This window comes from Streptomyces sp. rh34, assembly GCF_002551245.1.
Classification (GTDB): Bacteria; Actinomycetota; Actinomycetes; order Streptomycetales; family Streptomycetaceae; genus Streptomyces.
In genome coordinates this window covers 12,093-27,714 of the sequence record NZ_NTGZ01000015.1, presented here as the reverse complement: position 1 = coordinate 27,714, position 15,622 = coordinate 12,093, and the positions used below count along the sequence as shown (strand labels likewise).

General features: G+C 65.7%; 10 protein-coding genes. 9 read left to right on the top strand and 1 reads right to left on the bottom strand.

Going from position 1 to position 15,622, the window contains the following annotated elements; all coding sequences use genetic code 11:
* Nucleotides 1-216: 216 nt before the first annotated feature.
* From CR470_RS05620 to CR470_RS05600, 4 genes are all read left to right on the top strand, one after another.
* The gene (locus CR470_RS05620; protein WP_097866489.1) at nt 217-435 is read left to right on the top strand and encodes a hypothetical protein; all 219 of its coding nucleotides are present in this window, start codon (nt 217-219) and stop codon (nt 433-435) included.
* Nucleotides 436-738: 303 nt separating this feature from the next.
* Complete coding sequence (locus tag CR470_RS05610) at nt 739-1,971, top strand: hypothetical protein (RefSeq protein ID WP_097866488.1); 1,233 nt, start codon at nt 739-741, stop codon at nt 1,969-1,971.
* A gap of 108 nt (nt 1,972-2,079) precedes the next feature.
* A complete protein-coding gene (locus CR470_RS05605; protein WP_097866464.1) occupies nt 2,080-3,402 on the top strand; it encodes a UDP-glucose dehydrogenase family protein in 1,323 nt (440 codons plus the stop codon).
* 26 nt (nt 3,403-3,428) lie between these two features.
* Entirely contained in the window at nt 3,429-3,758 is a 330-nt protein-coding gene (locus CR470_RS05600; RefSeq protein WP_097866463.1) for a MazG-like family protein, read from the top strand.
* A 412-nt stretch (nt 3,759-4,170) separates the two neighbouring features.
* Here CR470_RS05600 and CR470_RS39060 read toward each other — a convergent pair whose 3' ends face one another.
* Nucleotides 4,171-5,592: a P-loop ATPase, Sll1717 family gene (locus CR470_RS39060; protein WP_143663777.1), complete on the bottom strand. Its 1,422-nt coding sequence runs from the start codon at nt 5,590-5,592 to the stop codon at nt 4,171-4,173.
* Between the two features lie 504 nt (nt 5,593-6,096).
* Between CR470_RS39060 and CR470_RS39055 the strand changes: the two genes are divergently transcribed.
* From CR470_RS39055 to CR470_RS05575, 5 genes are all read left to right on the top strand, one after another.
* Nucleotides 6,097-7,179 carry a hypothetical protein gene (locus CR470_RS39055; protein WP_179892157.1) on the top strand — a complete coding sequence of 361 codons (1,083 nt, stop codon included), beginning with the start codon at nt 6,097-6,099 and terminating at the stop codon, nt 7,177-7,179.
* A gap of 1,201 nt (nt 7,180-8,380) precedes the next feature.
* Nucleotides 8,381-8,905, top strand: coding sequence for an SMI1/KNR4 family protein (locus CR470_RS05590; protein WP_143663775.1), 525 nt, complete (start codon nt 8,381-8,383; stop codon nt 8,903-8,905).
* A gap of 714 nt (nt 8,906-9,619) precedes the next feature.
* Nucleotides 9,620-9,826, top strand: coding sequence for a hypothetical protein (locus CR470_RS05585; protein ID WP_097866460.1), 207 nt, complete (start codon nt 9,620-9,622; stop codon nt 9,824-9,826).
* On the top strand, nt 9,823-10,224 hold the full coding sequence (locus tag CR470_RS05580; protein WP_097866459.1) for a DNA-binding protein: 402 nt from the start codon (nt 9,823-9,825) through the stop codon (nt 10,222-10,224). The genes CR470_RS05585 and CR470_RS05580 overlap by 4 nt, the downstream gene beginning before the upstream one ends.
* A gap of 588 nt (nt 10,225-10,812) precedes the next feature.
* Nucleotides 10,813-15,615: an RHS repeat-associated core domain-containing protein gene (locus tag CR470_RS05575; protein ID WP_441350774.1), complete on the top strand. Its 4,803-nt coding sequence runs from the start codon at nt 10,813-10,815 to the stop codon at nt 15,613-15,615.
* Nucleotides 15,616-15,622: the final 7 nt, after the last annotated feature.

The window sequence follows — 15,622 nt, the reverse complement described above, 5'->3', positions numbered from 1 at the left end:
CGTTCTTCTCATCTTCCCTCGCAGGGAGCCGAGTTAGGTACGGCAGCACCGTTCGTTCCACGGCTCGGCGACCTCGCAACGGACAGCGCTCGCGATGGCCGTGTCGGGGTCGTGGTCGCTCTCCCCGGTGAGGGCTCCGCTACGACGTACCACCTGCGTCCGCCCGGGGGCGGGGCCCCGTGGTCCGCGCCCGCTGACGGGACGACGCTCAGTCCCGTGCCGGTGAGGGCCACCCACGCCACGCTCTCGGCCGGACGGGACGCGGTCTACGACCCGCGTGCCCGGCAGGGATCGGTTCCCATCGAGTTGCACTTGGATGACGGCTCGACCCTCGTTGGCGCGCTCATCCTCACCTCTGTCGAGCTGGAGTGGCTGCACCAGCAGACCAGCCGCCTCGTCGACGCACACGGACGGGCCCTCGGCGGCACCCTGTGAATGGAGCTCGGCGACGCCACGCCCGAAAAGCCGCGCCGCGCTCCGTACGCCCCGAAGGCGGAGGCATCGCGCTCACGCTTCTGGCGGTCGCCGGCCTGGTGGGCCCGGCCTGGGCACTGCGTGAGCAGGCCGTCCCGCTCCTCAACGGCCTCGGTCACCAGCCCGCCGCCGTCTCAACGGACGCGAGCCCGCCCTCCGACCGCTGACTCCGCTCCGCTGTCCGGGTCGTTCACCCCACCTTCCCGGCCAACGGAGCCTGCCATGCACCCGGAACATCCAGGCGTGATTCTCCAGGGAGAGATCATGGACATCCCGTACATCGTCATCGACCAGCTCACCCCCGACCAACAGCAGGTCTGGAAAACCTATTTCGGCGACGCCGACCGACCCCGCTACATCGAGGAAGGCATCTGGCGCCGTACGCAGGAGAAGGCCACGGCCGAACAGAGCGGCTGGACTGCCGACGACGACGCCCGGCGGCGGATCATCCACTACCGCTACCGGTACGGCCTGGTCCCCACCACCGCTGCGCCGGCCATCGGCCTGACCGACCTGTACCTCTACCACTCCGCTACCGCTCCCGCGGACGAGATCGACGCGCACCACGACGCCCTGTGGGACTCGCTCGCCACCGGCGGCTGGAAGGAGGCTCCCGGTGGATTCTTATGGACACGTCGGGATCTGAAGTGCCGGATCACCGAGCACGACGTCCACCCCCAGGACGCCGCTGCGGGCCGTACCTTCCCCGTCGGCTACCGGAGCCTGGACGTGCAGATCGCCTCGGTGTCCTACGCACCGCCGCCCTCGGTGCGGCAGCTGCCGTGGAACGTCCTCTCCACCGGGATCAGGTGCAAGGACCGCCCCGGTACGCCGACCCGCGTCACGGACCTGTCCGTCCTCGCGGACCTGCTGCCGTTCCAGGTGGAGATCGGATGCGGTACGTCGGTCGAGGCGGGTATCCCGCCCCTGCACCGTCTCCACGAGATCTACCGGGTCACCGACCGCCAGGGCCACGAACCGCGGGAACACCGCTTCACCCTCTCCCCGACAGCGGACACCCTCCTCCACGAGCTGCTGACAGAGCCGGAGGAGAAGGCGGCGGAATTCGTGGAGATGTTCCGCGCATGCTTCCTGGCCGAGCCGACCCCGGCCATGTGGGCGCTCAAGGAACTGAAGGACGCGGGGCACCTCGTCGGCCCTGTCATCACCAACAACTTCGACGTGCTCGCGGCGCGCGCCGGGCTCGACGAGTGCTTCATGCGCCGGTACGACCAGGCCGTACCCGATGTCGAGTGGGTCGACGGTGCCAAGGCCCTTCTCGTCGTCGGCCTGCACGCCGACCGCCGCAAGGTCCAGGCTCGCGCCCGCGCTCGCGGCATGCAGGTCGTCTACCTGGACCCGGAGGGTTTCTGGCGCGACGGCCAGTTCATGCCGTACCCGCTGGAAGGGCCCCAGGACGGCGACCTGGTGTGCCGGGCAACCGCCGCCGAGGCGCTACCCGCCCTCGTCAACCTTCTGAAGCAGCAAGCTGGTTGATCCACCTGCACGAAGAGGGCCATGCCGGGTGTTGGCGCTAGCGTGACGCACCCGGCCGGCCCGGACTCCTCTGGGCGGGCGAGAGGCAAGGAAAGGAGCGTCGACCCCATGCGCGTATCCGTCATCGGTTGTGGTCACCTGGGCATCCCCCACGCCGCTGCTATGGCCGAGATCGGCCACGAGGTCATCGGCGTGGACCTGGACCAGGCGAAGATCGACCGTCTCAACGCCGGCGAGTGCCCCATCTACGAGGACGGCCTGCCGGAGCTCCTCAGCGCCCACACCGCTACTGGACGCCTGCGGTTCACCACCAGCCTCGCAGAGGCGGCCGAGTTCGCCGACATCCACTTCCTCGCCGTGGGCACGCCGATCGACGCGGACGGACGGAGCTACGACACCGGGCAGGTCTTCGGCGCAGCCCGTGCCCTCGCCCCGCACCTGACCCGCCCGACCGTCATCGTCGGGAAGTCCACGGTCACCGTCGGCACCTCCCGCGACCTCGGTGCTCTCCTCGCCCGGCTCTCTCCGGCCGGTGAGGACGTGGAGGTCGTCTGGAACCCCGAGTTCCTGCGCGAAGGCCACGCCATCGACGACACCCTGCGCCCCGACCGCATCGTCGTGGGCGTGCCCTCGGCCCGCGCCGAGGACGCGGTACGCCAGGTCTACGCGCCCCTCCTGGCGAACGGCATCCCGCTGTTCGTGACCGACCCCGCCACCGCCGAACTCATCAAGGGCGCCGCCAACGCCTACCTCGGCATGAAGATCTCCTTCATCAACGGCGTCGCCGACATGTGCACCGCCGCCGGAGCCGACGTCCAGCAGCTCACCGATGCCATCGGCCTGGACCCCCGCATCGGCCGCGGCGGCCTGAACGCCGGCCCCGGCTACGGCGGCGGCTGCCTCCCGAAGGACGTCCGCGCCTTCACCGCCTCCGCCCGCACCCTGGGCGCCGCCGAGGCAGCGACCATGCTGCGCGCGGCGGAGGAGGTAAACGAATCCCGCCCCACCGCCGCACTGAAGCTCATCGAGCAGACCCTCGGCCGACCCGTCGACGGCGTACGCATCACCGTCTGGGGTGCTTCCTTCAAGGCCGGAACCGACGACGTCCGGGAATCCCCGGCCTTGGCGATCTCAGCGCTCATGCACCAGCGCGGCGCGACCGTCACCGTCCACGACCCGCACGCCGTGCCCACAGCACTGCGCCGCCACCCCGAACTCGACTACTGCGAAAGCCTCGAAGACTCCGTCGAGGCGGCCGAGCTGATCGTCCTGGCCACCGAATGGCCCCACTTCCGCGAGGCCGACCCCAAGGCCCTCGCTCCACTGGTCGCGGACCAGGTCCTCGTCGACCTCCGCAACCTCATCGACGCCGACGCCTGGCGCATGGCCGGATGGACCGTACGCCAGCTCGGACGACCCGCACAGGAATAGCCGAACCCATCGATCGGAGGTCCGACGTGGACACCCTGTGGGACAACATCGAGAAGCTCTCCGCCGTCTGCCGAGCGGCCGGCGCCCACCTCCCCGACGAGGAGCTCAAAGCCCTCCAGGTCGGCAAGGTCGCCGAGGAAGCCGGCGAAGCCATGCATGCCCTCCACGGCCTGAAGGGCCTCACCACCTGCGGCGACGCCCACACCTGGTCCGAGGTCCAGAACGACCTGGTCGGCTCCGTCATTGCAGCGCTCCTGGCCATGCACTACATCGACCCCACGGGCGCCCGCGCCACCTTCGACGAGATCCTCCACCGCCGGACGCGAAGGGGCCGCGAGGCCGCTGCGGCGGCCTGACGGCCTCCGGACGTGGCCGTCGATCGCTTCAGATGAGCGCGGTCGACGGCCGCGTCCGGCATACAAGCTGCGGCAGGCAGCTCCCAGCGGGGTAGAACTTTCCCTTCTTCATCAGGGCGGCTCGTCCGCTCGCCGCGCGCTCTCCTCCTACGCCGGTCGCGCGGCTGGGGCGAGCACCATGATGGGGAAGAATGCCGCTGTGGCTGGAGCGGTCGGCTCCACGGCTTTAGCCACCTCCCCGGTTAGGGTTCCGCGCCGAAGAAGACCAGGGGGCCACTTGTTCAAATTCCGGGCAGGGTCACAGCCGGCCCGAGTTGCCGGCCAGCGTACGGCCCCCTGATCATGCTCATCCCCAAACCGTGCAGGACACCGACCAAAGCCGCTCCGCCGACCACCTGGAGGCGAGTAGCCTCTAAGCGCTCTGACGAGTCAAATCTAGCGCTTCCTTAAAGCCTGCGTGGATCCGGAACACTTCAGATGTCGCATTAAAGCGAGCACGCGGATCCCGATACCTCCATACATACTCAGAGCCACCCCCGCGCCCTCCCGGCTTCAAGTACCCAACAACCGAGAATTCGAACAACTGAGAAAGTCCAACCTTTGCCGAAATATCAGCCAAAGTCGAGCGCCGTGACCAAGCAGCACTGAAGTCGACTAGAGAGAACTGCATAGCGCCCAGTTCTTTCACAACTTCCAGGTACTCCTTATACTGCGGAACATGTTTGGCGATTTCGTCGTCCAATTCATTCAGCAGGTAGTCAGAATAACCCGACCTGGCTTCATGAACCGCCTCGTTGTCGAACTGCCCTCTCGCCGCAAAAAGAGGTGACTTATACTGCTCCAGAACTTCATTGCAAAATTTAATCACATCCCTAGGCCGCAAAAACGTTCGATCGCAAATGTGTTTGTATTTTGTCTGCCGACTCGGCATTTCTTGAGTCTCATCGAACACGTCCTCCCAGGGGATCACGGGATCCCCGCCGCTGCCAAGTACGTTGGTAAACCGACTCTCCATCAACTTCTTCAGCGTCAGCCCGGAACCAGATTCGTTCCACTGGACCAGGCTGGTGAAGTTTTCCGTGATCTTATTCTTATCCTCGAATTGCAGATCTTGGTAAATGTCGTCGCGCAGAAACACGACAACGTTGAGCTTCTTGCCGCGCTCCCGGGCGGCCAAAAAGAGATCGCGGGCAGCAAGGATGAGACCAACCAGTCGCTGCGAGTAAGACTCCTGGGACTTCACAAAGCCAAGGTCGAGCTGGTCGAAACAGATATAATACGAATTATTCGGATTCAAGGCGCGCAAAACGTGCTCTTGAATTGCTCGATTCACTTCCTGAATATGCGGGGGCAATTCCCTAACTCGAACACGCTCACCCGACAACTCGAAGAACGGGACCTTTAGGACACTCTTCAGCCGCAACTCCTTCTCTGGACTAAAGAGCTGCCTAACGTCCGGGTCGCGCGACCCATAGGAATCAACAACAAAATCCTCAAGCGCTTGCACCGATTCGAAAGAATCATCGCTCCACGGCTGACTTTGATCTGAATTCAGGAGCACCTTGGCCAAACCCATCAAGGTCAAGTATTTCCAACTGTGAAAGTAACGCCTCTCCTCAGGAACTCCTACTTGGGCTTGCAGGTCGTGATGCTGCCAGGGGTAATCATCGAAGGAGTGGCCATAGGAGAACTCGTTCGGGTGACGCTCCGTAAGAATTCTTTTAAAGATGGCAGTTTTGCCTGATCCTTTCCTACCAAGGATCAGGAATTTTTTTCTGCTTCTTAGCCGCGACATAGGCTGGGTGATCCTGAAAACACTCTCGAAGAAGATCATCCGCATCAGCGTCAATAGCGCCAAAGTTTTCGACTTCAGAGATGCTGAGCACTCATTCCCCCGCTGGCGTAGTTGGTGGCACTCATGAGGTAAGCAGGGTAGCGAGCAACACTGGCATCTGGGGCCCATTCGTGGAAGCTCGCGCGCTCGATGACTGCGTTCACTGCCCCGCGCAGCGCGCTGATCAGGAACGAAGCATGCGATCGCGTCCCGCGATCCCTCAGTGCGACCGGTAGGAACCTGACTGACAGGCGTGGCTAGAGCTACGGAGCGGCACTAGCCACGCCAGAACCGTGTTAATGGGTGTGGTAAACAGCGTTCAACGACAGAGGCTGCTAAGGCCCATCCGGGTGTGGCATCCTCTGTCCGGGCCCCACAGCGGCCCTCACGGACCGTGTGGGAGGAGCGTGTGAGCCGCGAACGGCGGCGTCCTACGTCGTGCACCGAGGAGAAGCCCCCCATATTCGGAGGTTCCAGAGCCCTGGGGTTGGCAGAATGATCTCCATGGCACCACGGCAGCCCCCTACGTACGCCTGGCCCGGTCACCTAGTTCGACCCCGGACGGGACAGCGCCTCGTCTACCTGGATCTCAACCATTGGATCAGCCTGGCCAAGGCCGCTACGGGACACCGAGACGGGGCTGCCTACCAGCCAGCGCTCACCGCGGTGCGAGCTGCTGCCAGTTCCGGGCTGTACCTCTTCCCCTTGTCTCTGACTCACTACATGGAAATGGCGGGGATCCGGGATCCCCGCCAGCGAGCAGACATCGGTGATGTGATGGAAAAGATCTCGGGCTTCACCACCTTGCTCTCTAGGACGCACATCATGCGGCTGGAGGTTGAGGCAGCATTGGACCGTGCACTCGACATCACTTCGCCGCATCTTGCAGATATCGATCTGCTGGGGCACGGCATCGGTCATGCCATGGGTATGCGGGGCGGCTTGTCTATCCGTTCAGCTTCCGGTGATGTCACCGACGAGGCTCGCGCCGCCTCGCCAGATGGGCCAGTCGCTTTTGATCTGATGCTCGCGAATGCCCGTGAGCAGCTTGAGCGCTCCATGCTGCGAGGGCCCACCGACGCCGAGGTGCCAGACCTAAAGGCAAATGGGTGGGACCCTACAGCCGCTAGGAGAAGTGCGGAAAACCGAGCGGAATCGGAACGGAAGCTAGCTAAACGCCTCGACGATCATCCAAAGTATTGGAACCGTCTGCGCGACGTAGTGCAGGCCCGGTACATGTCTCTCGAAGTCATCGACATGCTCACCCAGGCACTCCTTGACCGGGGCAAGGAACTTGCTGAAGTAGTCACGGGCAGAGAGTCAATCAGGGCCTTTGCGGACTGCATGCCAAGCGCCGAAATCCATACGACCCTCACGACCGCGGCACATCGCAACCGGGAGAAGTCATGGGAGTCGAACGACATCTTCGATATTGATGCGCTAAGCATCGCGGTGCCGTACTGCGACATTGTCGTTACCGAACGCTACGCGTCCCATGTTCTGCACGCCGCCCACCTGCCGCGGTGGATGCAAACCGAAGTAGTAACCAGACTCAAAGACCTAACAGAATGGTTGGATCGCCAGTAAACACGTGGTAAGTCGAAAGTGCCGTCGCGCAACAGTGATCTCTGAGCGCCACAGGGAGGGCGGTCACCGGCCACTGTTGACAGGCTGCTGCGTCCTGCTGTTGCTGTAGGTCATGACCAGTGCAGGCAGATGCCGTCACCCGGATCCGACGTCGTGCGGTGCGGGCCGTCGCCCACGGAAGAACTCGTATGGAACTGCAAGAACAATCGAGATCTTCCCAGGTGAGAGGTCTCATGAGAAGTCAGGTTTTTGCAGTACAGGTATACGTAACTCGCTGCAAGAACCGTCTGACGTGCTCGCGTTGGAGGTCGACACCACCGCATGCTGCATGCACAGGAGCGGTATCGCGACTCCGACCTGCTGCCAGAGCTAAGGAGGGTCTTGTGGGTACTGAGGCTGATGGTGGGCCCGAGCGGTGTAGGTGCGTACCTGGTGGTCCCGTCGGGCGCGGTCGACTCGTATCGGACCTGGCGTTGGTGGTGATCGTGCTCCTTGTCCTGCACGGCACACCTGCGGAAAACATCGAGTTGCTCTTGGTGATAGTAAGCCTTTTGGCTGCACGAACTGATTCTGCGTGGCCCCGTCGCGCCGAGTCGAGGTAAGCCTCAAGATGGGCCGGCCTGAGAAGCCGTTGCCAGCTGGTTCCGGGCCGGAGCTCGACGCTGCTCGGTGGATGCGCACACTTCGAGACCGAGCTGAGTTGACGAACCGCGAGATAGCTGAATCCCTTCGCATGTCAGAGTCGACTGTGTCGAGGGCCATGTCAGGCAAGGGTTCGCGACGGCTGCATAACCTCCTGTTAGCGATGGTCTTCATGGCTGACGGGAGCGCAGAGGAAGCTATGGATCTCATGGGACGCCTGGGACGACGCAGACGTGCACACCTGGGACAACCCAATGAGGGGATTCTTGGCTCTGACCCAGACCTGGTTTCGACGCCTGCTGAACTGGTTCGGGGGATGCGAGTTCTTCGAATCCAGGCCGGCCAGCCATCCCTCGCTGAACTGAAGCGTAGGTCGCCAGGTCGGGCGCTCGCTCCGACGACGATCAATGAGGTCCTTTTGGGGCAACGCTTCCCCTCAGCATTGGTACTGGCCAGATTCGTGGCGGCGTGCGGAGTGGCTCCGCCCGAATCTGATCGATGGGCCAGAGCCTGGCAGCGAGTGATGCTCCAGGAGCAACAGAGAGGCTGGAGATTGCTCATGCATGAGGTCACGTGGGTGGGGGTGCGGGAGCGGGTTCTCCGGCTCGCCGAACACCCGCAATCAGAAAAGGTCTTCGGCGCGCAGGGGCACGGCTTTCGCCTCGGTCCGGTCATGAGCGAGGAGCAGCTCCGGGCGGTGGAGGCGGACCTGGGCGTCGGTCTGCCCGCGCAGTATCGGAGCTTTCTCCTCCATGTCGGAGCAGGTGGGGCCGGTCCCCACTACGGCCTGATGACACCGTCCTTGGGCGACGGTGGGTGGCAGTGGCGCGGCATCGGGCTCGCGTTCTCCGCCCAGCCGACCACCGCCGAGTTCGCCGGGCGGCCCTTCGTGGCCGAGGTGCTGCAGGGTGAGCTCGACGCGCTCGACGATCAGGAGCCCGTGAAGGACGCCTTTGCGACCGACGAGGAGTCCGTCATGCTCACGCGACGTGGGACGCGCGCTACGAGGAGCTGCACGACGCGCAGGAAGCGGGCGCGGTGTTCCTCAGCGAGCAGGGATGCGGCTATACGTCGCTGCTGGTGATGACAGGCCTGCACCGGGGTGCCATCTGGGAGGATCTGAGACCGATGGACCGGGGCATCGAGCCGACCGGACATGGCTTCGCGCACTGGTACCGAAGCTGGCTCGAACGCGCCGAGCAACGGCTCGATACCTGACAGGGTGATGACGACGCAGTACTGCGAACGCCACGAAATGCACAACTGCGCGGACTGCGCTAGGCCCGCACCACGCAGAAGCGCACCCATCAGCGAGTGGGAGGGCTGGCCGGCAGCCGCGATCATCATCCACGCCAGTGGCAAGGCCCACCTTCCTGGCTGCACGCACATCGTCCCGGCCGACATCCGGCCACCCCGCTATGGCTGGGTGCTCACCCCGTCACCCGGGGCCTGGCGCCGCCTGGCGCCCTCCAGCCCGCTCCGCGCCACTCAGGGCAACGCCAAGCGGGTGGCTGTGAGCCGCTGCGAGGACTGCGACGCGACGCAATAGGGGCGCGGCTCGATGTCTGAAGGAGAGAAGAACTGTCCGCTCAGGCTCAGCCAGCCGTGCCCCATCCGTGCCCAGCGGAGCGGACAACAACGGTCAGGTGCGGCCCCCAGAGCCCATAGCCATACAGTCCACCCAGCGGGAAAACACAGGTCAAAGCCACTTCAACGGCCCAAGCACAGTTGATTCCCAAGCTCAGGGCGCAAGTTCGATTCTCGTCACGCGCTCCACGACGAAGGCCCTGGTCAATGACTGGGGCCGGAACTCCGCAAGCTCACGGACAACGTCTCCGGCTACGTGGCGGAAGCCGTAGCCCGCCAGATCCGGCACCAGCTCCTGGGCGACGACCTCCGCCGTCACGAGGAGGAGCACGGACCCTTCAGCGACGATGAGCTCGCCGAGGCCCGCGGGAAGATCTTCGGCTCCGCCGGCACATCCACGGGCGCGGATGCCGCGTGAGCGAGCGCATCGAGACCGTCGTCCTGGACTCGGAAGGGCTGTCCGTCTGGATCGCGCAGGACCGCAAGCTCCTCGCGATGCTGCAGGTGTTTCACGACATGGGAGCTGACCTCGTGATCGGGGCGAACACCACCGTGGAAGTCAGCCACTCCCGCACCAACATGCCCCGCCTGAACTGGGCTCTGCCCCGCGTCAAGGTGGAACCGATCACCGAGCAGGCGGCCAAGGCGGCGGCGGAACTACTCAAAGGCGCCGGACTGCACGGCCACACGTACGCCATCGACGCCACGGTCACCGAGGTCGCGCTCCGCCAGCCGAGACCGGTCGCTTTGCTGACGTCCGACAGCGCCGACATGACCAAGCTCCGCGGCAACCAGATCCGCATCATCCCTATCTGACCCACCAGCCCACCCAGAGCACGCACCTCGGCAGGTCCCGTTGCACCGCCAGCCCTCGTGCCCCATCCGTGCCCAGCAGAGCGGACAACAGCGGTCAGGTACGGCGCCTGGAGACCACCCCGACCCCACACGCCTCGGCCGACCGTGCAGGTCAAGGCCAGAACGACCGTTCAAGAACCGCTGATTCCCAAGCTCAGAGCGCGAGTTCGATTCTCGTCACCCGCTCCACGAAAGAGCCCCAGGCCAACCGTCCGGGGGCTTCTTTGCTGTCTGGACCAGTTCAAGCGTCGCACCGGATCCGCACGAGGCGGCTCGACCTGAGCGCGACGCGGACCGCCGACGGCCTCGCCCCTCGGACGGCTCGCCGTGACCGGGGGCGCCCGGCAGCCGCCCGCGGAAGGTGCAGGCTGCCCTCCGCAACCGCCTCGCCGCGAGAGTCTGTCGCCAGATGTGAACGGTTTCACCTCACAACTGCCCGCCCGCCTGAGCGCGTCGGAACTAGACGATCTTGGTATCGCGGTGCAGGAATGAGATCCTGTTCGCATCTGCATTCAGTGAACGCAGCTTTGCACGGGGGGACTTCGTACTGTGGCCGTAACCGTGCCCGATTGGGCCGACACCATGCTTGACCTCATCGGGATCAACTGGCCGAACGTCGACGAAGACGCGTACCGGGACATGGCCGACGCGCTCCGGGAGTTCGCCGACGATGTCGAGGACGACGGTCACCTTGCCAACCAACACGTGCAACGTCTGCTGTCCTCCGGCAGCGGTGAAGCCCTCGACGCACTCAGCGGGCACTGGGGCAAGGTCAAGAACAAGCACGTGAAGGACCTGGCCAGTGGCGCTCGCACGATCGCCGGCGCACTGGACAACGCGGCCACGGCGATCGAAGCCATGAAGTACGCGGCAATCGTCCACCTGGGCGTGCTCGCCGGCAAGGCCGGCATCTCCATGGCGCTGATACCGGTGACCGGCGGGCTGTCCATGCTCATCGGCGGGGCGGCCATCGCGGTCGCCCAGCAGGCCATTCGCCGGATCATCAAGGAATGCATGGAGGAGGTCGTCGGTTACATCGTCTCCGCCCTGACCGAACCGGCCGTCGCCGCGCTGGAGAACATGGCCGCGGATCTGGCGGTGCAGGTCGGCGCCAACATGCTCGGCCTCCAGGACGGCGTCGACATGAACCAAGTCGGCCAGTCGGGCAAGGAGGGCTTCAACGAAGGAGTGGCGGGGGCCAAGGATTCCCTCCAGCTCGCTTCGGCCGACGGCCCCGGCCCCGGGCCCGCAGCCGGCAAGGGCGTCCACATCGAGCACGCGGAGCACACCCGCGCCGGCACAAAGCTGAACCTGGTCAGCGTCGACGTTCACGGCAAGACCGCGGGGAAGTTGTCCAAGGCCAGGACGCATCATGGACGAAGTCGAGGCAAGGACGACATCGCCGGCGCCCTGGACCCCGTGATCGACAAGGCCATGAAGGCGCTCGGCAAGGCCAACAAGGCCATGGGCGACCACTTCGGCAAAACACTGCCGAAAGCGGTCAGGGAGATCTCCGAGAACCAGAAGAAGATCGAACTGGACATCAAGGAGATGATGTCCAAGGGCGTGAAGGTACGTAAGGGCGACAAGGAAGACGGCCCGCGCCCCGATGCGCCCCGGAACTCCACCCGCACCAAGGCCGACGCGCTGAAGAACGCCAAGGACGAGCCCCGCCGTAACGCCATCTCGCTGGAGAAGAAGACCTGCGAGAACGACCCGGTGGATGTCGCCACCGGAGAGATGACCCTGCCGCAGACCGACCTGGCCCTGCCCGGAGTCCTTCCTTTCGTCCTACGCCGGACTCATCTCTCCGGCTATCGCTACGGCCAGTGGTTCGGGCGCAGCTGGGCCTCCACGCTGGACGAGCGGATCGAGCTGGACCCGCTCGGCGGGGGCGCGGTGTGGTCCCGGGAGGACGGTTCGCTCCTCGTCTATCCGCGACTCCCCCTGCCCGAGGACGACGACGGGGTGCTCCCCGTGGAGGGCCCACGGCTCCCCCTGCGGCACGGAGGCCAGAGCAACGGCGAAACCACCTATCTCGTCACCGATCCCCGTTCCGGTCTGACGCGCTCATTCCGCGGCGGCCCGTACAACGCGTCCCCCGCCTACTGGCTCAGGGAGATCGAGGACCGCAACCTCAACCGGATCGACTTCGCCCGCCTCGGGGACGGCAGTCCGACCGCCGTCGTCCACTCCGGGGGCTACCGGGTCGCCCTGGCCGTCGAGGACTCCCGCGTACGTGAGCTGTCCTTGCGTACGCCGGACGGTCCCGTCACGGTCATGCGCTACGGCTACGACCCTCTCGGCAACCTCGACGCCGTCATCAACTCGTCCGGTCTGCCGCTGCGTTTCACGTACGACCCGGACGACCGGATCACCTCGTGGACCGACCGTAACGACTCCACGTTCCGCTATGTGTACGACGATGCCGGCCGCGTGGTCCGCACGGTCGGCCCGGACGGCTATCTGTCGTCCACGTTCGCCTACGACGTCCATCCGGAGACGGGCGACCGCGTCAGCCGGTACACGGACTCCCTCGGCGCGACCAAGATCTACCAGTTCAACGACCGGCTCCAGGCCGTCGCGGAGATCGATGCGCTGGGCGGCGTCACCCACCGCAGCTTCGACCGGTACGACCGGCTGCTGTCCCGGACCGACCCCCTCGGTCGTACCACCACGTACACCTACGACGATCGTGGAAACCCGGTCCGGGTCGAGCACCCCGACGGCACCGACGCCCGGATCGAGTACAACGAGCTGAACCAGCTCGCCACCGTCACCGGCCCCGACGGCGCGACATCGCGGCAGGAGTACGACGACCGGGGCAACCCGACGCTCTTCACCCGGCCGAACGGTACGACGACCCGCCTCAGCCACGGCCCGCAGGGCCAGCTCATCGGAGTTGACGACTCCCTGGGCGCGCTGGACCGGCTGCGCTGTGACGCGGCCGGTCTACCGCTGGCGGTCCGCGGGCCGCTCGGTACGGTCACCCGCTACGTCCGGGACGCGTTCGGACGCCCGGTGCGCATCACCGACCCCCAAGGCCGCACGACCGAGCTGGAGTGGACGGTCGAGGGCAAGCTCGCCCGCCGGACGGACCCCGACGGCTCGCAGCAGTCGTGGACGTACGACGGAGAGGGCAACTGCCTCGCGCACACCGACACGGCAGGCGGCGAGACCCGATTCGAGTACACCCACTTCGACCTGGTCTCCGCCCGCACCTCACCGGGCGGCGCGCGCCAGGAGTTCACCCACGACACCGAGTTGCGCCTCACCCGGGTCACCAACCCCCAGGGTCTGACCTGGGACTACACCTACGACGCGGCAGGCCGTACCAGCGCGGAGACCGACTACGACGGCCGCACCCTCCGCTATTCCCACGACTCCTGCGGCCAACTCATCTCCCGTACGAACGGTCTCGGCCAGACGGTCCGCTACGAACGCGACCTCGCGGGCAGGGTCACCGCCAAGGACGCCGACGGGAGCGTCACGCGTTTCGCTTACGACATCCACGGACGCCTCGCCTCGGCGACGGGCCCGGACAGCGAGCTGTCGTACGTACGGGACAGCTCGGGCAGGGTCCTGCGGGAGGTGTGCGACGGCCGCGAACTGGTCAACACCTACGACGAAACCGGGCGGCGCACCCGTCGTGTCACCCCGTCCGGTGCCGTCAGCTCCTGGTCTTTCCCGGCCGGTCGCACCGCCGAGCTGACCGCCTCCGGCCACCGGCTGGGCTTCCACTTCGACGAGACGGGTCGCGAGACCGGCCGTCGGATCGGTGACGCGCTGACCGTCGACCTCGCGTACGACCCGGCGGGGCGTCTGATCGACCAGCTCGTCCGGACGACCGGTGACCGGGTCCTCCAACGCCGCACGTACACGTACCGTCCCGACGGCCATCTCGCTTCGGCAGAAGAGCTGACCGGAGGCCGCAAGCGACTGGAGGGCTCCGGTGACGGCCGGGTCACCGGCGTCACGGCGGAGAACTGGTCGGAGCGGTACGCGTACGACGAGGCCGGGAACCAGACCAGTGCCTCCTGGCCCGGTGCGGGCGACGCCTCCGGCCCGCGCGAGTACGCCGGAACGCGCATCACCCGTGCAGGCCGTGTCCGGTACGGGCACGACGCCCAAGGCCGGGTGATCCTGCGCCAGAAGACCCGCCTCTCCCGCAAGCCCGAGACCTGGCACTACGACTGGGACGCGGAGGACCGCCTCGTCTCGGTCACCACGCCGGACGGTACGCGCTGGCGCTACCTCTACGACGCCCTGGGACGGCGCTCGGCCAAGCAGCGCCTGGCCGAGGACGGGGCGACGGGGGTCGAGGAGGTGACCTTCACCTGGGACGGCGACACCCTCTGCGAACAGACCACGTCCACGACGGGCTCCCCGGATTCCGTCGCCCTCACCTGGGACCACGACGGCGTGAAGCCGGTGACCCAGGTGGAACGCCGGCTCGTGGACCAGGCGGAAGTCGACAGCCGCTTCTTCGCGATCATCACCGACCTCATCGGCACGCCTCGTGAACTGGTTGACGAACAGGGCGAGGTGGCGTGGCGCACCCGTTCCGCCCTATGGGGAGCCACGTCATGGAACCGCGACGCCGACGCGTACACGCCCCTGCGCTTCCCCGGCCAGTACTTCGACCCGGAGTCGGGCCTCCACTACAACCGCCACCGCTACTACGACCCCGAGTCGGGCCGCTACCTCTCCCCCGACCCGCTCGGTCTGACCCCGGCCCCGAACGCGGTCACCTATGTCGACGACCCGACGCGGTGGATCGACCCGCTGGGGCTGGCAGGATGCCCCCACCGGAGCGGGGAGCACAAGCACAGCGTGGTGCTGGGCATCAACCAGAAGCCCGACCACGCCTCGAATTCTCTCGCAGCACATCTCCGCGCCAACGGTGATCCGGGTGCCCACACCTATAACGGGTCGGACTACGCCGGGGTCGAGGCAAGCGGGCCGATCTGGATGACGAACGTCATGGCCGCAGTGGGAGATCGCGACACCACCTTGTCCATCACGCTCGACGGTATGCCCAACAGTAGAGGCGAGTACGGCAACTGGAACACCCCGGAGACCATCGTGGACGCCTTCCAAACCGCTGTCCGGAACGGGCAGCCGTTCGGCACCGCACCCCAGAACTGGCCGAGTGACGGGTTGGGGACGGCCTGGGAGATGAGCGTCGTCGCGCGCAACGTGCGCATGTACGAGTCGAGCTTGATGTTCGACGATGACGAACCGATCGGCCGCCCGTGGGAGGAAATACGGTGGTACTCAGGCAATGAGGAGATCAAGGATGTCCCGAAGCCGGACATCCCCGAGATACAACCCCCTAAGCCCCGAAGGTAATGGACTG